This is a genomic window from Streptomyces sp. NPDC021100, assembly GCF_044333095.1.
Classification (GTDB): Bacteria; Actinomycetota; Actinomycetes; order Streptomycetales; family Streptomycetaceae; genus Streptomyces.
In genome coordinates, this window is sequence record NZ_JBIRQH010000002.1 from 190,427 (window position 1) to 206,049 (window position 15,623).

Annotated in this window: 20 protein-coding genes; 12 read left to right on the plus strand and 8 right to left on the minus strand. The window is 75.5% G+C overall.

Annotated features, from left to right (window positions below; genetic code table 11):
• Positions 1-16: 16 nt before the first annotated feature.
• The 4 genes from ACH4PU_RS04440 to ACH4PU_RS04455 all read right to left on the minus strand — a co-directional run bounded on the left by ACH4PU_RS04440 (position 17) and on the right by ACH4PU_RS04455 (position 3,457).
• Positions 17-292, minus strand: coding sequence for a hypothetical protein (locus ACH4PU_RS04440; RefSeq protein WP_398267006.1), 276 nt, complete (start codon positions 290-292; stop codon positions 17-19).
• Positions 289-1,704 (minus strand): FUSC family protein, encoded by a 1,416-nt coding sequence (locus ACH4PU_RS04445; RefSeq protein ID WP_398265800.1) that lies wholly within the window; start codon positions 1,702-1,704, stop codon positions 289-291. The genes ACH4PU_RS04440 and ACH4PU_RS04445 overlap by 4 nt, the downstream gene beginning before the upstream one ends.
• Positions 1,701-2,936: a sensor histidine kinase gene (locus tag ACH4PU_RS04450; protein WP_398265803.1), complete on the minus strand. Its 1,236-nt coding sequence runs from the start codon at positions 2,934-2,936 to the stop codon at positions 1,701-1,703. Before ACH4PU_RS04450 ends, ACH4PU_RS04445 begins: the two co-directional genes overlap by 4 nt.
• 131 nt (positions 2,937-3,067) lie before the next feature.
• The gene (locus ACH4PU_RS04455; protein WP_398265806.1) at positions 3,068-3,457 is read right to left on the minus strand and encodes a hypothetical protein; all 390 of its coding nucleotides are present in this window, start codon (positions 3,455-3,457) and stop codon (positions 3,068-3,070) included.
• Positions 3,458-3,528: 71 nt separating this feature from the next.
• Here ACH4PU_RS04455 and ACH4PU_RS04460 point away from each other — a divergent pair, with 71 nt between their 5' ends.
• From ACH4PU_RS04460 to ACH4PU_RS04480, 5 genes are all read left to right on the plus strand, one after another.
• Positions 3,529-4,230 (plus strand): TetR/AcrR family transcriptional regulator, encoded by a 702-nt coding sequence (locus ACH4PU_RS04460; protein WP_398265809.1) that lies wholly within the window; start codon positions 3,529-3,531, stop codon positions 4,228-4,230.
• Between the two features lie 149 nt (positions 4,231-4,379).
• Positions 4,380-4,691, plus strand: a complete 312-nt coding sequence (locus ACH4PU_RS04465; protein WP_398265812.1) for a hypothetical protein — start codon at positions 4,380-4,382, stop codon at positions 4,689-4,691.
• Positions 4,688-5,098, plus strand: coding sequence for a hypothetical protein (locus ACH4PU_RS04470; RefSeq protein WP_398265815.1), 411 nt, complete (start codon positions 4,688-4,690; stop codon positions 5,096-5,098). Before ACH4PU_RS04465 ends, ACH4PU_RS04470 begins: the two co-directional genes overlap by 4 nt.
• A 67-nt stretch (positions 5,099-5,165) precedes the next feature.
• A complete protein-coding gene (locus ACH4PU_RS04475; RefSeq protein ID WP_398265818.1) occupies positions 5,166-5,579 on the plus strand; it encodes a nuclear transport factor 2 family protein in 414 nt (137 codons plus the stop codon).
• Positions 5,580-5,674: 95 nt separating this feature from the next.
• Entirely contained in the window at positions 5,675-6,388 is a 714-nt protein-coding gene (locus tag ACH4PU_RS04480; RefSeq protein ID WP_398265821.1) for a B3/4 domain-containing protein, read from the plus strand.
• A 100-nt stretch (positions 6,389-6,488) separates the two neighbouring features.
• On the opposite strand, the gene ACH4PU_RS04485 is transcribed toward ACH4PU_RS04480, so the two are convergent.
• Together ACH4PU_RS04485 and ACH4PU_RS04490 are read right to left on the minus strand one after the other, a co-directional pair.
• The gene (locus tag ACH4PU_RS04485; protein ID WP_398265824.1) at positions 6,489-6,935 is read right to left on the minus strand and encodes a nitroreductase family deazaflavin-dependent oxidoreductase; all 447 of its coding nucleotides are present in this window, start codon (positions 6,933-6,935) and stop codon (positions 6,489-6,491) included.
• A gap of 202 nt (positions 6,936-7,137) precedes the next feature.
• Entirely contained in the window at positions 7,138-8,385 is a 1,248-nt protein-coding gene (locus tag ACH4PU_RS04490; protein ID WP_398265827.1) for an MFS transporter, read from the minus strand.
• Positions 8,386-8,582: 197 nt separating this feature from the next.
• Between ACH4PU_RS04490 and ACH4PU_RS04495 the strand changes: the two genes are divergently transcribed.
• Positions 8,583-8,960, plus strand: a complete 378-nt coding sequence (locus ACH4PU_RS04495; protein WP_398265830.1) for an ArsR/SmtB family transcription factor — start codon at positions 8,583-8,585, stop codon at positions 8,958-8,960.
• 102 nt (positions 8,961-9,062) lie between these two features.
• Positions 9,063-10,538 (plus strand): aminotransferase class I/II-fold pyridoxal phosphate-dependent enzyme, encoded by a 1,476-nt coding sequence (locus ACH4PU_RS04500; RefSeq protein WP_398265833.1) that lies wholly within the window; start codon positions 9,063-9,065, stop codon positions 10,536-10,538.
• 122 nt (positions 10,539-10,660) lie between these two features.
• Here the strand turns inward: ACH4PU_RS04500 and ACH4PU_RS04505 are convergent, their stop codons facing one another.
• Entirely contained in the window at positions 10,661-10,834 is a 174-nt protein-coding gene (locus tag ACH4PU_RS04505) for a CsbD family protein (protein WP_398265836.1), read from the minus strand.
• Between the two features lie 145 nt (positions 10,835-10,979).
• Here ACH4PU_RS04505 and ACH4PU_RS04510 point away from each other — a divergent pair, with 145 nt between their 5' ends.
• The 5 genes from ACH4PU_RS04510 to ACH4PU_RS04530 all read left to right on the plus strand — a co-directional run bounded on the left by ACH4PU_RS04510 (position 10,980) and on the right by ACH4PU_RS04530 (position 14,940).
• Entirely contained in the window at positions 10,980-11,945 is a 966-nt protein-coding gene (locus ACH4PU_RS04510; RefSeq protein WP_398265839.1) for an LLM class F420-dependent oxidoreductase, read from the plus strand.
• A gap of 98 nt (positions 11,946-12,043) precedes the next feature.
• On the plus strand, positions 12,044-12,679 hold the full coding sequence (locus ACH4PU_RS04515) for a HemK2/MTQ2 family protein methyltransferase (RefSeq protein ID WP_398266947.1): 636 nt from the start codon (positions 12,044-12,046) through the stop codon (positions 12,677-12,679).
• Positions 12,660-12,932, plus strand: a complete 273-nt coding sequence (locus ACH4PU_RS04520) for a CDGSH iron-sulfur domain-containing protein (RefSeq protein ID WP_398265842.1) — start codon at positions 12,660-12,662, stop codon at positions 12,930-12,932. Before ACH4PU_RS04515 ends, ACH4PU_RS04520 begins: the two co-directional genes overlap by 20 nt.
• A gap of 59 nt (positions 12,933-12,991) precedes the next feature.
• The gene (locus tag ACH4PU_RS04525; protein WP_398265844.1) at positions 12,992-14,065 is read left to right on the plus strand and encodes an iron-containing redox enzyme family protein; all 1,074 of its coding nucleotides are present in this window, start codon (positions 12,992-12,994) and stop codon (positions 14,063-14,065) included.
• 230 nt (positions 14,066-14,295) lie between these two features.
• Positions 14,296-14,940, plus strand: coding sequence for a DUF6875 domain-containing protein (locus ACH4PU_RS04530; RefSeq protein WP_398265847.1), 645 nt, complete (start codon positions 14,296-14,298; stop codon positions 14,938-14,940).
• Between the two features lie 20 nt (positions 14,941-14,960).
• Here ACH4PU_RS04530 and ACH4PU_RS04535 read toward each other — a convergent pair whose 3' ends face one another.
• Positions 14,961-15,617, minus strand: a complete 657-nt coding sequence (locus ACH4PU_RS04535; RefSeq protein WP_398265850.1) for an endonuclease — start codon at positions 15,615-15,617, stop codon at positions 14,961-14,963.
• Between the last annotated feature and the right edge of the window lie 6 nt (positions 15,618-15,623).

Sequence of the window (15,623 nt, forward strand, 5' to 3'; positions counted from 1 at the left end):
GGGAACGCGCGGAGCGTCAGTTACTGCCGGCTCGCTCCCCCGCGAGCTTGGCGTGGAGGTCGGCGCTCGGAGCGTTCAGGCCGGTGATCTCGACGGTCTTGCCGCGCTGGGCGTACCGCGTCTCGACCGCTCCAGCGCGGCCGCCGAGGAGGCGCGAGGCCGCCGCCGAACAGGTGGAGTAGTTGCGCGTCCAGCCGGCCCGCGCCGAGGACTGCGCCGCCGCGCTGGATGCCCGCCTGAACCGGTACGCCCAGGACGCCCCGGCCGCCCGGCCGTAGACCGACGGTCTCACGGCCGGGGCCGCCCTCGCCCGCTCGCGGGCCGGTCCTTGGCGGCGGCCCGCGTCGTGGGCCACAGCAGCCGGGTCGCGAGGAGGGCGACGCAGCCGCCGGCCAGATTCAGGGCGACGCGCACCGCCGTCGCGTACCAGGGCACCGGTTCGTCGAAGTCGCTGAGCAGGAGCAGCAGCACGGGTGAGGCGAGCGCCCAGTACACGTAGTTGGCGGGGCGGAAGGCGTAGGCCGCCGCGCCGACGACGCCGACGAGCGCCGCCACCGCGTACGGGCCCGGCCCGCAGAGCAGGATCAGGGCGGCGGCCACCCCTCCGAGACTGTTGCCCACCAGACGCTTGGCGAACTTCGTCCGGGTCTTTTCGGGTGTGGGGCGCAACGTCAGGAGCAGTGACGTCACGAACCAGTGCCCCTCACCCCAGAGCCCGCCCTGGGCTCCGGTGGCGGCCACGGCCGCGGCGGTGAGCGCGCCGAGGCGGGTGGCGTGCCGCACCCGGTCGGCGGCCGCCCGCGGGGGCGGGGACGCGGGCGGTGGCCGCGGCCCCGCCTCACCGGCCGACTGCCCGCTCCCGGCCGGCGGCGGCTCCGCCGTCCCGGCGTGTTGCGGCCGTCGTGTGCCGCGTGGTTTCCCTTCCGGCCCGTGGCACTCCCCCACGTCGCCGGAAGGTGATCGTGCCGCTCCCTGACGCGGTCCCGCCCCGGGGGCGGAGCCCTCCGTGGCGGGCGGCGGGCGTTCCGGGCCGCCGCCGGACACCGGCCCCGTACCGCCGGACACCGGCCCGGTGCCGCCGGCCCTCGGCCCGGAGCCGGACATCGGCCCGTCCCCGACCCGGTCCCTGTCGGCAGGTGGCCCCTGCCGCAGGGGCAACAGAAGCGCCGACGTCCAGGCGCAGCCCACCAGTTGTGCGAGGCCCGGGACCGGCAGGTCCTCCGGTGGGGCCCCATGGGCGCCGGTGACACCGGTGATGCCGGTGAGGAGGACGGCGAGGGCCGCCGTGGTGCCCACGCGGGGGAAGAGGGCCCCGGTGAAGGCGGTGACGCCCACGCCCAGGGCCAGGGCGAGTACGCCGCTGCCCGTGAGGCCGGTGTAGACGCCGGCGGCGGTCGTCCAGGCGGCGCGCACGGCGAGGCAGCGGGCGCGTTCGGCCCGGCCCGCGCCTTCGGGGAAGGGCATGGCGAGCAGGACCGCCGGCAGGGCGACGGCCGCGCCCGTGCCGGGGTGGCCGGTCGCGGCGCCGACGGCGAACGGTACGGCGAGCGCGCCCCCGGCGGCGGCGCCGTCGGCGTAACGCGGCCGGCCCTCGGGCCGAAGGAGACCGGACCACAGAAGACGGGACCGGAGAAGACCGGACCGCAGGAGACCAGACCGCAGAAGACCGGGCAGCCGGGACGCACCGGAGCGCGGTCCGGTCATGGAGCGGCGGCCGGGACGGCGGGCGGCGGGGGCCCGGGCGCCGCCGAGGGCAGCCGGACCTCGATCGTCGTGCCGGCGCCGGGCGCACTGTCCGCCGTGAACCGCCCGCCCGCACTCTCGACTCGTACGTAGTGGCTGGCCAGGCCGATGTGTCCGGCGCGCAGCCGGTCCTGGACGATCCCCGGGTCGAAGCCGACACCGTTGTCGCGGACGGTCAGCACGGTCTCGTCGCCCTCGGTGGCCAGGGTCAGCCACACGTCGTCGGCCCGCGCGTGCTTGACGATGTTGCGGAGGAGTTCCCGGGCGGTGGAGTAGAGCAGGGCCTCGTGGCCGACGCGGCCGGGCAGCCGTACGTCGTAGTGGACGCGGAAGCCGCCGCGGCGCGCGAACCGCTCCCCCGCGGCCTCCAGCGCGGCACCCAGCCCGGCGGCGGCGAGGATCTGCGGATGGAGGTTGAAGATGATCTCCCGCATCTCCCGGACGGTGCGCCGCACTTCGCCCTGGGCCCGGTCGAGGGCGGCGCGGGCCACGGGGTCGGTGACGGCTTCCTCGGCCTCCTCCAGGTCGTGGAGGGCGGCCAGCAGCGTCTGGACCGCGCCGTCGTGCAGGGCGTCGGCGACCCGGGACCGTTCGCGGGTCTCGGCGGCGAGCGCGTCGTCGAGCAGCAGCTCGCGCGTGTCGAGGAGTTCGGCCACCCGCCGGCTGCGCCGGGCCAGCAGGACGGCGATGAGCACCGCGGCGCCGACCGTCCACAGCAGGTACGCCTCGTCGACGACGATGTCCCAGGAGTCCACCGCCGGGTGTGTCAGGGCGTGCGGCAGGGACATCGCGGCGTAGCACACCACGCAGACGGCGCCGAAGACGGCCGTGACCTTCGGCATCTGCCACAGGACGGTGGCGGTGGACCAGAGGAAGTAGGCGTAGCGGACCGGGGAGTCGGGGCCGCCGGAGACCGCGGCGAGGGCCGTGATCAGCGCGAGGTCCACGACGAGGGCGCCGGCGGCACCGCGCACGTCGGACACCGGGCGGCGCCGGATCCACAGCATCCGCCCGACGGCCCAGAGCAGGTAGGCGACGAGCAGACCGTCGAACCAGTAGCGGTACGAGACGTCGGGCGGCCGGCGGCCCGCCATGAACAGGGGGACGGTCATGGCGAGCCGGATCCAGGCCACGCGGCGGGAGGCGAGCGCCGTGGTGCCGCCCAGTCGTTCCTCGCGGTGGTGGGTGGTCATCGGGGGCCGTCCGGGCGGTCCGGCCGGGAACGCCCGGGCGGCCCGCCTCCGTCCCGTCCTGTCCGGTACCGCACGGTTCCGACCCTAGACCGGCTGCCCCGCCCGCGCCCGGTGGCGCCGGGCCGGGGCCGTCAGGACACCACCGGCCGCACGGGGGCGGCGCACGTCAGCAGTGCCGCGAACGCCAGCGGGGCCGCCGCCTGGTAGCCGAGCCATATCTCGCCCCCGGCGGTGCCGCCCCGCCAGGCCACCAGCAGGGCGGCGAGCGTCGCCAGCGCCCATCCGCCGTCGTAGGCGATCATCAGCCGCAGGTAGCCGGCCAGGGGGCGGCGGCGTACGTACCCGAGCTCGACGCCCCCGCCGGCCAGCAGCGCGACGCCGGAGGCGATCAGCAGCCAGGACGGCGCGCCGAGGGGGCCGTCGAGCCACGAGGCGCCGATGACGAAGGCGGCGCCGAGCACCACCTTGAACACACCGTCACTGACGACCCCCGCCCGCATCCGGGTCTCACTCCGCGCCATGAGCGCTCCTCTCGTTGCCTTGCCCGTCCCACGTCAACTTTCCATAATCTGATTATGAAGATAATAGAGTTATGAGAAAGACGAGAGCCGAGGCCAAGGAGCACAACCGCCGCGCCCTGCTGGACGCCACGTTCGAGGCCGTTTCCCGGGACGGGTACCGCGCCCGGCTCGACGAGATCGCCGAGCGGGCCGGCCTGACCACCGGCGCGGTGTACTCGCTGTTCGGCAGCAAGAGCGGCCTGATGACCGCCATGCTCACCGAGCGCCTGAACCCCCACTACGAGGAGATCGCACGCGCGGTCCCCGACGGCGCCGACCTCCTGGAGGCGGTCGACGCCTTCGCCCGGTACTACCGGCGCGACTGCGACGCCCCCGACGCGCGGGCGGCCATGGCGCTGCAGATCACCCTGCTGGACATGGCCGTGCACGACCCCGAGCTGGGGGCGCGGTTCGCCGCGACGGTCCGGGAGCAGGAGGGCCGGCTGGTCGCGGTGTTCACCGGGCGGCCGCACCGCGGGAGCGTCGTGACGCCGCGTCAGGCGCACCGGCTGACCACCGCGCTCCGCGGCCTGTTCATCGGCCTCAGCCAGGGCGTCGTCCTGGGCCTCGCCCCCCACGCCGACGAGCGGTACTTCGCCGACGCGGCCCGCGCCCTGGTGTCGGACGCGACCCTCGTCGGGGGCGAGGACGAGGTCGAGGACGGGGACGGGGACGAGGGCACGGCCGGCGGCGAGGACCCCGACGGCGACGCCCTCGCCCCCACGTCCCCCTGACCGCCCGCCGCCCCCACCAGCGCGCGCGACGGAGGTCAACCCCCGCGCGCACGGCGCGCGTTGTGCGGGCCGGGGCCCGGGCCCCGGCGCGCGCCGCCGCCTCGCCCGACGGGCGGTGCGCACAGGGGCGGCTCCCGTAGTATTCGACCATGGGCGACGAGCAGACCCCCGACTTCGAGCGGATCAGCATCACGGTCCCCCGCGAGCTGGCCGAGCAGTTGCGCGGCATGAAGGACGCGAACGTGATCGAGTCCGTGTCCGCCTTCGTGACGAGAACGCTGGCCGGCCAGATCGACCGCGACCGCCGGCACCGCGAGACCGAGGAGCGGCTGCGGCGGGACTTCGGCCTGGACGAGGAGTACATCGCCCTGGCCCGCGAGTGGGCGGACGACGCGACCGGCCGCCGCACCCGGCTGCCCCTCGACCAGTACATCGCCACCCGCCGGAGCAGCGCCGCGTGACGGCCGACGCGGTGACGGGCGTCGTCCTCGACGCCGGCTTCCTCTCCGATCTGGCCACCGACCGCCGGATCGAGCACGAGGTCCTCACCGACCGGTGGAGCTGGTACGCCGTCTCGGTCAACGTGCCGCAGACCGAGCTCGTCCTCGCCGAGCGCGAGAAGCCGGGCCGCGCCCGGGCGGCGCTGGAACTGCTGCTGGCCCGCTGCGGCCCCTCGGTGCTCATCCGGCCGCTTGACCTGACGGCCGTCGAGGCCGCCGGGACGATGATGCGGCGGTACGCGCTCGACGACATCGCCCTCGCGCACACGGCCGCCGTCGCGGTGCCCTCCGGGTGGACGGTCTTCACCACGGCCCCCGAGCGCTACCGGCCGCTCGGCGACGCCGTCGACGTCTTCGGTCTCACCTGACCCCGCTGGTCCCGCCCCCCGCGGGCGGCCTTCCGTGCCCCACGGCCGCGCCCCTACCCTGACGGCCATGACGGCCACCCCGCGCCACCCCGACGTCGAGACCGCCGTCCGCTACCACGCGGCGGTGGCCCGCCGGGCCACCGCCGAGGAACTGGCGCTCTTCTTCCATCCGGACGTCGTCCAGCACGAGTTCCCCAACGCCCTGGCCCCCGACGGCGCGGTACGCGACCTGCTCGCGGTCCTGGAGGCGGCGGAGCGGGGCCGCGCGGTGCTGAGCGAGCAGGCGTTCGACGTCGTCGAGGCGGTCGCGTCCGGCGGCACGGTCGCCCTGGAGGTCCGCTGGCACGGCACGCTCGCCGTACCTCTGGGCGCGCTGCCCGCCGGGCACGAGCTGCGGGCGCGCCTCGCCGTGTTCCTGGAGTTCCGCGACGCCAGGATCACCGCGCAGCGCAACTACGACTGCTTCGACCGCCTCGCGTAGCGCTCGGCAGGGACGCCGGCCAGGCGGAGATCGATCCCCCTTGCGGTGCACCCTATGGCACTCTTGAGTGCATTCCAGTGAACTCAAGGAGACGCATGCCCGCCGCCGCCCTCAAGAGCCTGCTCGAGACCGCCGCCGTCGACCCCGCGGTGCACGCGCTGCGGCCCGACTACCGGGCCCTCCTCATCGCCGCCGAAGGCCTCCGGCCCGGGCCGAGTGACGCCGCGAGCGAGCGGCTGCTGGCGGCGGCCGAGGAGACCGCCCGGCGCCGCTTCGGCGCCGCACCGCCCGAGGAGCACCCGCACCTGGCCGCCTGGCGCGAGGCGTTCCGCGCGTTCGGCGCCAAGCCGCAGCGGACCCGGCCGAGCGCCGAGGCCCTGCTCCGCCGCGCCCCGGCGGGCCTGCCGCGCGTGGACCGGCTCACCGACGTCTACAACGCGGTCTCCGTCGCCCACGTCCTCCCGCTCGGCGGCGAGGACCTCGACCACTACGCCGGCGCGCCCCGGCTGGTCCGCGCCACCGGCGACGAGCCGTTCGAGACCACGGCGGGCGGGGAGCCCGTCGTCGAGCACTGCCCGCCCGGCGAGGTGGTCTGGCGGGACGACGCGGGCGTCACCTGCCGACGCTGGAACTGGCGCCAGTGCACGCGCACCCGGCTCACCGGCACCACCACCCGGGCGCTGTTCGTCCTCGACGCGCTCGGGCCGATGAGCGACGCGGAACTCATCGCGGCCGGGGACGCCCTGGCCGAAGCCCTGACGGAGACCAGCCCGGGGGCGGTGCTGGAGTCCCGGCTGCTGACCGGCTGAGAGGCTGACCGGCTGAGAGCCGGGTTCAGGGGCCGGGAACGGCCGACCGGGCGCGCGTCGGCCGGTGGGGCACGCGTGCGGCGCCTCCGCCCGCGCCGGCTCAGTGCCCCTCGGGCGCCCGCTCCAGGACGAAGACCGGGATCTCCCGGTCGGTCTTCTTCTGGTAGTCCGCGTAGTCGGGGTACGCCGCCACCGCGCGCTCCCACCAGCGGGCCTTCTCCTCTCCGTCGACCTCACGGGCCGTCATGTCCTGCCGCAGCGGGCCGTCCTGGAGCTCGGCCCGGGGGTCGGCCTTGAGGTTGTGGTACCAGACCGGGTGCTTGGGGGCGCCGCCCAGCGAGGCGACGACGGCGTACCGGCCCTCGTGCTCGACCCGCATCACGGGCGTCTTGCGGAGCTTCCCGCTCTTCGCCCCGCGCGTGGTGAGGACGACGACGGGCATGCCGCGCAGCGTCGTCCCCTCGGTCCCGCCGGAGCTCTCGTACAGCTCCACCTGGTCCCTGACCCACTGCTCGGGGCTCGGTTCGTACTCGCCTTCCAGCGGCATGTCCGCTGCCTTTCTCTCGGTTCTTCCGGTGCTTACGTCTCGGTCCGTGCCCGGCGGGCCGTCCGGTGGACGCCCTCCGGCCCGCACGGGCTCAGGCATACCCGTGGCGCACGGGAGTTCACGCCGCTCACCTCCGCCTCGGAACGAGCGCGTGGGGCCGGGACGCGTTCCCGGCCCCACGCCCGCCCTGCCTTCCGCGGCGTCAGGCGGCCATGGCGGCGCGGCTCCGGCGGGCGAGGACGGTCAGTCCTCCGGCCGCGGCCGCCACCGCGAGGACCGTCGCGAAGACCGTCGCCCCGGTCGGCAGCCCGGCCGCGTCGCTGAGGAAGCCGGCGGCGACCGGCAGGGTGCCCGCCGGCACGTAACCACCCACGTTCATCGCGGCGTTCGCCTCGGCGAGCCGCCCGGCCGGAACGCCGGCGTTGAGCAGGGAGAGCCCGCCGAGCTGTCCCAGGCCCTGGCCGGCGCCGGCGAGCAGCGCGGCGGCGGCCAGGAGGACGGCCGAGGAGAGGCGCACCGCGCCGACGAGGGCCGCCATGGCGAGAACGGTGCTCACGGCGCCGGCGAGCAGGACGGTTTCGGGGCGCAGCCGGCGGACGGCGAACTGGACGCCGGTGGCGGCGAGGAACATCACGAAGGCCATGGCGCCGGCGACCACCCGGTTGGTGGTGCCGAGGAGGCCGGAGAGCAGGGACGGGCCGAGGGAGAGGACGAACGAGGTGGCGGTGATGCCGGGGGCGAAGACGGCGACCCCTCGCAGCAGGTCGCCGCCCCGGCCGCGCGGCACGCCCGGCACCCGGATCCAGGAGCCGCCGCTGCCGCCGGCCGGGCGCGGGAGGGGCATCCGCAGGACGACGGCCAGGGCGACGACGAGGAGGACGGCCTCGACGCCGAAGACGGTGGCGGTGGGGGCGGGGAGGGTCTCGGAGAGGACGCCGGCCAGCAGTGGGCCGAGGCCCGCGCCGAGCACCATGGCGGTGGAGGCGAGCAGCGCCGCCTGCCGTTTGCGCGCGGGTCCGGCGACGTCGGAGACGGCCGCCATGCCGGCGGAGACGACGGCGCCGACGGCGATCCCGGTGAGCAGCCGGGCGGCCATCAGGGCCACGACGGAGGAGGCGGTGGCGAAGATCCCGCAGGCGACGAGGGCGAGGAGCACCGCCGGGACGAGGACGGGCCGCCGGCCGATCCGGTCGGAGAGGACGCCCGAGACGAGGAGCGAGCCGATCAGGCCGGCGATGTAGCAGGCGAAGACGAGGGTCAGGGTGCCGCGGGAGAAGCCGATGTCCCGCTGCCACAGCGCGTAGAGCGGCGTGGCGGCGTTGGACAGGACGAACACGGCCGTCACGGGCCAGGCGGCCGCCCACAGCCACCGGCCGGGGGCGGTCCCGGGAGTGGCGGCCGTTCGGCGGGCGGGGCGGGCGTCCACGGGGGCGAGCCGGATGTCCGTCACCGGAGCTCCTTTTCGGAAGTCTGGGGGCGCGTCGGGGCAGGGCGACGCGCCGTCGGCGGCACCCGGGGGCGCCGCTGTACGAGTTATTTCGAACTTAGCACGTAGTACGATCAAACTCGTACAGCGAGCGTCCGGCTGTCCGGACGTCCGGCTGTTCGAGCCCGCGGAAACGAGAAGCAGTGGAAACGAGGAAGCAGATGGCCACCTCCCGACCCGCCCCCGCCTTCACCGTCCCCCCGGAGCCGGCCGGCGTGCCGGACCCGCTGCCCGAGCCCGACGTGGCGGACCTGCGGCTGGAGACCGTCCTCGGCGCGCTGAGCGATCCGCTGCGGCTGCGCGTCGTCCGCAAACTGCTGCTGGAGTCCGAGGCGTTCGACCACCCGTGCGGCTGGTTCGGCCTCGACCGGCCCAAGTCCTCGCTGACCCACCACTTCAAGGCGCTGCGCGAGGCCGGCGTGACCCGGCAGCGCCAGTACGGGCTGGAGCGGCGCAGCCAGGTGCGGGTGGCGGACCTGGAGGCCCGGTTCCCCGGGCTGCTCGCACTGGTGGCCGACTGGACGCCCCCGTCCGGGTGACCCCGGCGGCCGGCGGGCCCGGTCGTCCGGCCGGGCCGGGTTTCCCGCGCGGGCATCGGGTCACACGCCTGGCGAACGTCACCGGCCGTCCGGAGGGAACCGATGGACCACGCACAGGCCCCCGTCCTGGAAGCACTCGCCGCCTATCACGAGGTCGGCCGGCTGCCGTTCACCCCGCCCGGCCACAAACAGGCCAGGGGCGCCGACCCGGCCGCCCGCCGGGAGCTGGGCGACGCCGTGTTCCGCGCGGACGTCCTGGCCACCGGCGGCCTGGACGACCGGCGGACCAGCGGGCGGGTCCTGGAGCGGGCGGAGGCCCTGATGGCCGACGCCGTCCACGCCGAGCACACGTTCTTCACCACCTGCGGCAGCTCGCTGTCGGTCAAGGCGGCGATGCTGGCCGTGGCCAGTCCGCACGAGGAACTGCTGATCGGCCGGGACGCGCACAAGTCGGTGGTCGCCGGGCTGATCCTGGCCGGCATCCGCCCGGTGTGGGTGGACCCGCAGTGGGACGCGGAGCGGCACCTCGCCCATCCGCCGTCCGCCGAGGCGTTCGAACAGGCCTTCGCGGCGCATCCGGACGCGCGCGGCGCGCTGGTCACCAGCCCGACCCCGTACGGGTCCTGCGCGGACCTGGAGGGCATCGCCGAGGTCTGCCACCGGCGGGGGCGCCCGCTCATCGTGGACGAGGCGTGGGGCGCCCACCTCCCCTTCCACCCCGACCTGCCGGCGTGGGCCATGGACGCCGGCGCGGACGTGTGCGTGACCAGCATCCACAAGATGGGCAGCGGCCTGGAGCAGGGCTCGGTGTTCCACCTCCAGGGCGACCTCATCGACCCCGCCGCGCTGAAGTCCCGCGCCGACCTGCTGGGCACCACCAGCCCGTCCGTCCTCATCCTGGCCGGGATCGACGGCTGGCGGCGGCAGATGATGCTGCACGGCCGCGAACTGCTGGACCAGACGCTGGAACGGGCGGCGTCGGTGCGCAAGGGGATCGAGCGGATCGACGGGCTGCACGTGAACGACCGCGCCGACTTCACCGGGACCGGACTGGCGGCGGACCTGGACCCGCTGCCCGTGATCATCGACATGGCGGAGCTCGGCACCACCGGCTACCGGGCGGCGGACTGGCTGCGCGACAGGCACCGCATCGACCTGCACCTCGTCGACCACCGGCGGATCAGCGCCCAGCTCACCCACGCCGACGACGACGAGACCGTACGGGCCCTGCTCGACGCGCTGCGCGACCTGTCCGAGCAGGCGTCCGGGCTGCGTCCCGCGCCCGCCGTCGCCGTACCGTCGCCGCGCGAGCTGCGCATGGAACAGGTCCTGCCGCCCCGCGACGCCTACTTCGGGCCCGTCGAGGACGTCCCCCACGACCGGGCCGAGGGGCGGATCGCCGCCGAGATGCTGACCCCGTACCCGCCGGGCATCCCCGCGGCCCTGCCCGGCGAACGCCTCACCGGGCCCGTGCTGGAGTACCTGCGCACCGGGATCGAGGCGGGGATGAACCTGCCGGACGCGGCCGACCCCGAGCTGCGGACGGTCCGGGTGGCGCGGGAGACGGACGGTTCCTGACCGGCCCCGGCCCCGGCCCCGGGCCGGCCCGCCGCGCGCGAAGGTCCCGGACGACGGGCGTCCGGGACCTCGGTGACGATTCTCGCCGCGGGGCGGGCGGCGGTCCGCCGCCCGCCCCTTGATCACTTCTTCAGGGTGCGCCGTACGTCCTCCGCCGTCTCGCGAATGTCTCCCTTGGCCTTCTCGGTGCGGCCCTCGGCCTGCGTCCGCCGGTCGCCGGCCGCGCGTCCGGCGGCCTCCTTCACCCGGCCCTTGACCTGCTCGGCCTTGGCTTTGGCCTTGTGCTTGGCGCTCATCGCGCGCCTTCCTTTCAGAACCGTGACGCCCCCCTCACCGCCGAGTGTCGCGCGCCGTTCCACCCCGCGCACGTCCCGTACGGCCGAACGGATCAGGGCCGGCACCCCGGGTTTCCCCCGGGCCGCTCAGGGCACTCGGGGGTGCATGGTGCACATCGGCTACACAATGATGACCGAGCAGGCCGGGCCACGGGAGCTGGTCGAGCACGTGGTGGGCGCCGAGAAGGCGGGCTTCGACTTCTCCGTCACCTCCGACCACTTCTTCCCCTGGCTCGCCTCCCAGGGCCACGCCCCGAACGCCTGGGCCGTTCTGGGCGCCGCGGCCCAGGCGACCTCGCGGATTCCGCTGATGACGTACGTGACGTGTCCGACGACGCGCTACCACCCGGTCGTCGTGGCCCAGCAGGCGGCGACGGTGCAGCTGCTGTCCGAGGGCCGGTTCCGGCTGGGGCTGGGGTCGGGAGAGAACCTCAACGAGCATGTGGTGGGCGGCGGTTGGCCGTCGGCGGACGTCCGGCTGGAGATGCTGGAGGAGGCCACCGAGATCATCCGGGCCCTCTTCGAGGGCCGCACCCTGACCCACCACGGCCCGCACTACGACGTCGAGCACGCCAAGCTGTGGGATCTGCCGGAGACCGCCCCGCCGATCGGCATCGCGGTGTCCGGCGAGCGCTCGTGCCGGCTGGCCGGGCACCTGGCCGACCTGGTCATCGCCACCGAGCCGAAGAAGGAGCTGCTGGACGCCTTCGACCGGCACGGCGGCTTCGGGAAACCCCGTGTGGGGCAGCTGCCCGTCTGCTACGACACGGACCGTGACGCGGCCATCGAACGGGCCCACGACCAGTTCCGCTGGTTCGGCCTGGGCTGGAAGGTCAACTCCGAGCTGCGGGACGACCGCGGGTTCACCGCCGCCACCCAGTTCGTGACCAAGGACGACATCGCGGAGAGCATCGCCTGCGGGTCGAAGGTGGAGGACTTCGTCGAGGCGGTCCGGCCGTACGCGGAGGCCGGGTTCGAGGAGATCGCGCTGGTCCAGATCGGCGGCGGCCACCAGGAGCCGTTCCTGAAGTGGTCGGCCGGCGAACTGCTGCCCGCGCTGCGGGAACTGTGACGGCCCCGGAGGGCACGTCCGTCGTGCACGGCACCGTGAAGCCCGCCGTCGGAACGGCACGGACCCGCCGGATACGGCGGCTGGTCCGGCCGCCCGGGGTGTACGCGCCGCAGGACGACTCGTTCCTGCTGGCCGAGGCGCTCGAACGGGAGCCGCTGCCCGCCGGTGCGCGGGTGCTCGACGTCGGGACCGGCACCGGCGCCCTGGCCATCGCCGCGGCCCGCCGGGGGCGCGGTGTCCGGGTGACGGCCGTCGACGCCTCGCTCCGGGCGGTGCTCACGGCCCGGGTGAACGCCCTGCTCGCCGGGTGCCGCGTCGAGGTGCGGCGGGGCGACCTGCTCGCCCCGGTCGCGGACCGGCGCTTCGACCTCGTCCTCGCCAACCCCCCGTATGTCCCTTCCCCCGACGGCACGTTCCCCGGGCGGGGCCCGGCGCGCGCCTGGGAGGCGGGGGACGACGGACGGGCGGTGCTCGACCAGCTGTGCGCGGAGGCACCGCCGTTGCTGCGGCCGGCCGGGGTGCTGCTGCTGGTGCAGTCGGCGCTGAGCGGCGAGGACCGGACGCTGGAGCTGCTGCGGCGGGCCGGGATGGAGGCCGAGGTGGCGGACCGCAGGGCCGTGCCGTTCGGGCCGGTGCTGCGCGCCCGCGCCGGCTGGCTGCGGGAGCGCGGGCTGCTGGCGGCCGGGCAGGACAAGGAGGAACTGGTGGTGATCCGTGGCCGGTACCTACCCTGACGCGCCGCGGCGACCGGCGGAGGAGGTGCGGGAGCGGCCCGGAACCGACGGCCCGGCGCCGAAGCCCGCCCGCCGCGTCTCCCGCGAGCCGAACGGCCCGTTCCTCGTCGAGGGGCCGGTGGAAGTGGTCATGGAGGACGGTTCGATCGTGCGCTCGGACCGTCCGGTGGTGGCCCTCTGCGCCTGCCGGCGCAGCGCGGAGTTCCCGTGGTGCGACACCAGCCACCGCCGCCGTCGCAGGCCCCCGGCGTGACGGGCCCGGCGCCGGGTAACCGTTCCTCCCGCGAATCCCGCGGACCTCGGAGGCTTACGATGCACTGTCCGGCCGCGCGCGGCGAACTGTCCGGCGCGCTCCTGGAATTGTTCCGCGGCGACCCCGGCGACGGCCGGGACCCGCTGCCCGGCGCGCCCGCCGTGGCGGCGGCCGACCCCTACGGGGAGGACGTCCAACTGGCCCTCCACCTCTGCTACGAGCTGCACTACCGCGGCCTGCCGGGGGTGTCCGACGCCTGGGAGTGGGACCCGCGCGCGCTGCGGCTGCGGGCCGTGCTGGAGAGCGCCTTCCTGGCCGCGCTGCGGGCCGACGCGCCGATCGGGGAGGGCGTGGACGCCGTGCTGGAGGAGCTGGTCACGGAGCCGCCGGACGGCGAGGCGGACGGCGCCTCGTCCTTCCTGCGCGACCACGGCACGCTGGAGCAGCTGCGCGAGTACGCGGTGCACCGCTCGGTCTACCAGCTCAAGGAGGCCGACCCGCACGCCTGGGCCATCCCCCGGCTCACGGGCACGGCCAAGGCCGGCCTGGTGGCGGTGGAGTACGACGAGTTCGGCGCGGGCCGGGCGGACCGGGTGCACGCGAAGCTGTACGCGGACCTGATGCGGGACCTGGGCCTGGACGACACCTACGGCCGCTACGTCGACGCCGTGCCCGCGGCCACCCTGGCGACCGGCAACCTGATGTCGCTCTTCGGCCTGCACCGGGCGCTGCGCGGCTGCCTGGTGGGCCACTTCGCGACGCTGGAGTGCACCTCGCCGCCCGGCTCGCGGCGGTTGGTCCGGGCCATGGAGCGGCTGGGGGCCGGCCCCGCCGCCATCCGTTTCTACGCCGAGCACGTGGCGGCCGACGCGGTGCACGAGCAGCTGGTACGGCGCGACGTGGTGGGCGGGCTGCTGCGGGAGGAGCCCGCGCTGGCGGCGGACGTGGAGTTCGGTGTCACCGCCACCCAGTGGGTGGAGGGGCGGTTCGAGCGCCGGGTGCTGGAGGCGTGGCGCGCGGGCCGGTCGTCGCTGCGGCGTCCGCCGGCCGGCGAGGGGGAGCCGGCGGGGGCGGCCGGCCCGGCCGGCGCCGGAGCGGGCCCGGGGCGGCGGGACGGCGCCGCGGGGCTCTGACGGGCCGACGCCTCCGGAATTCGGGAATCCCCTGTTCCCCTCTCCCCTGTTCATGGCCATTCGGGCCCGTTTCGGAGGGGCCGTCGTCCAGATTTCACTTTTTTACCTTCCGATGGCCGGACCCGCTGTGTACGGTCGGTGCCGTCCGACGAGGGGGACGCCATGGCGTTTCACCCTGTGGTGATCACCCCTGGGTCCTTTTCCCGGAGAGGTTTGGAACATTGTCCGAATTGGCTGATGAGTCCGGCGGTCCGATACCGGGACGCGCGGCGGCGGCGCGGCACTGGCTGCACGACTACGTGTGCCGGCCGGACGCGCGGCTCGCCCGGGAGGGGGCGGTCTGCCCGTTCGTCCCGCCCTCGCTGGAGGCCGGCACCCTGCGCTTCGAGGTCTGGCCGGTGACGGCCTCCCCGACGGGTCTCGACGCGCTGATCGCCCGCATGCTGGAGGTGTTCGACACCACCCGGTGGGCGCACCGCAACCGCACGCTGCACGCCCTTCTGGTGGTCCTCGACGGCCTTCCGGGCGACGCCGGGAGCCTGGCCGCGCTGGACGCGGCGCAGGCCCGCGCGAAACCGGGCATCGTGGAAAAGGGGCTGATGATCAGCCAGTTCCACCCGCTCTGCGACGAGTCCGCCGCCCGGAATCCCGAATTCAAAGCCCTCCGCGCACCGGTGCCGATGCTCGCCCTCCGCCACATGGCCTTGCACGACATCGTATTCCTGAATACCGACGCGCGATGGTTCTCCGAATACGAGAGCAGGTTCGGCGTCCGTTACGACCGCGGCTCGGTGCAGGACCCCCTTTTCCGGGAGGTGTTCGACCGGGCCCGGGAGCGGTTCTCCCGGCCCGCGCCCGTCCCCGGGGCCCGCTGAGGGCCGCCGTACGACGGCTCTCACTCCCCCGTCCGCCGCCGCACGTCCTCCACCACGTCCCGGTCCAGGGCGGCGCGGACGAGGGCGGCGGCCAGCGCCGGGGTGCGCTCCGGGTCGACCAGGCGGGCCAGGGGTCCGGGCCGGTCCGGGAGGCCGAGGCGGGCGGCGCCCTGGAGGGCCTTGTCGTCGAGGTACGGCAGGAGTTCCGGCCAGACGCCCTGGACCTCGCGGAGGAAGATGCCCGCCCCGGCGGGGCCCAGGCCGGGGATCTCCTGAAGGATCTCCGGGAGGCGGCCGGGGTCGCCGTCGGCGGCGGCGCGCATCCGGCGGACGTCGCCGCCGTACCGGTCGAGCAGCAGCCCGGCGCCGTCGCCGAGCTGGGTCGCGGTGCGCTCGTCGTAGCGGCGGTAGCCGCCCGCGCCGAGCGCGTCGACGCGCCGCTGCCAGGTGGCGCCGGCCATCCGGCGCGGGTCCTTCAGCCCGGCGTCGGCCAGGCTGCGGGCGGTGGCCACGGCGACCGACGCCCGGATGCGGGCGCTGAGCAGGCAGGCCAGGACGAGGAGGCGGTACAGCGGCTGCGGGGCGTCCCGCAGCCGGATGCCCGCCTCCTCGGCGTAGGTGCGGCCGTGCGCGTCCAGCAGCGCCCGTACCGTGCGCCGGTCGTCGGCGGCGTTCACCGTGCC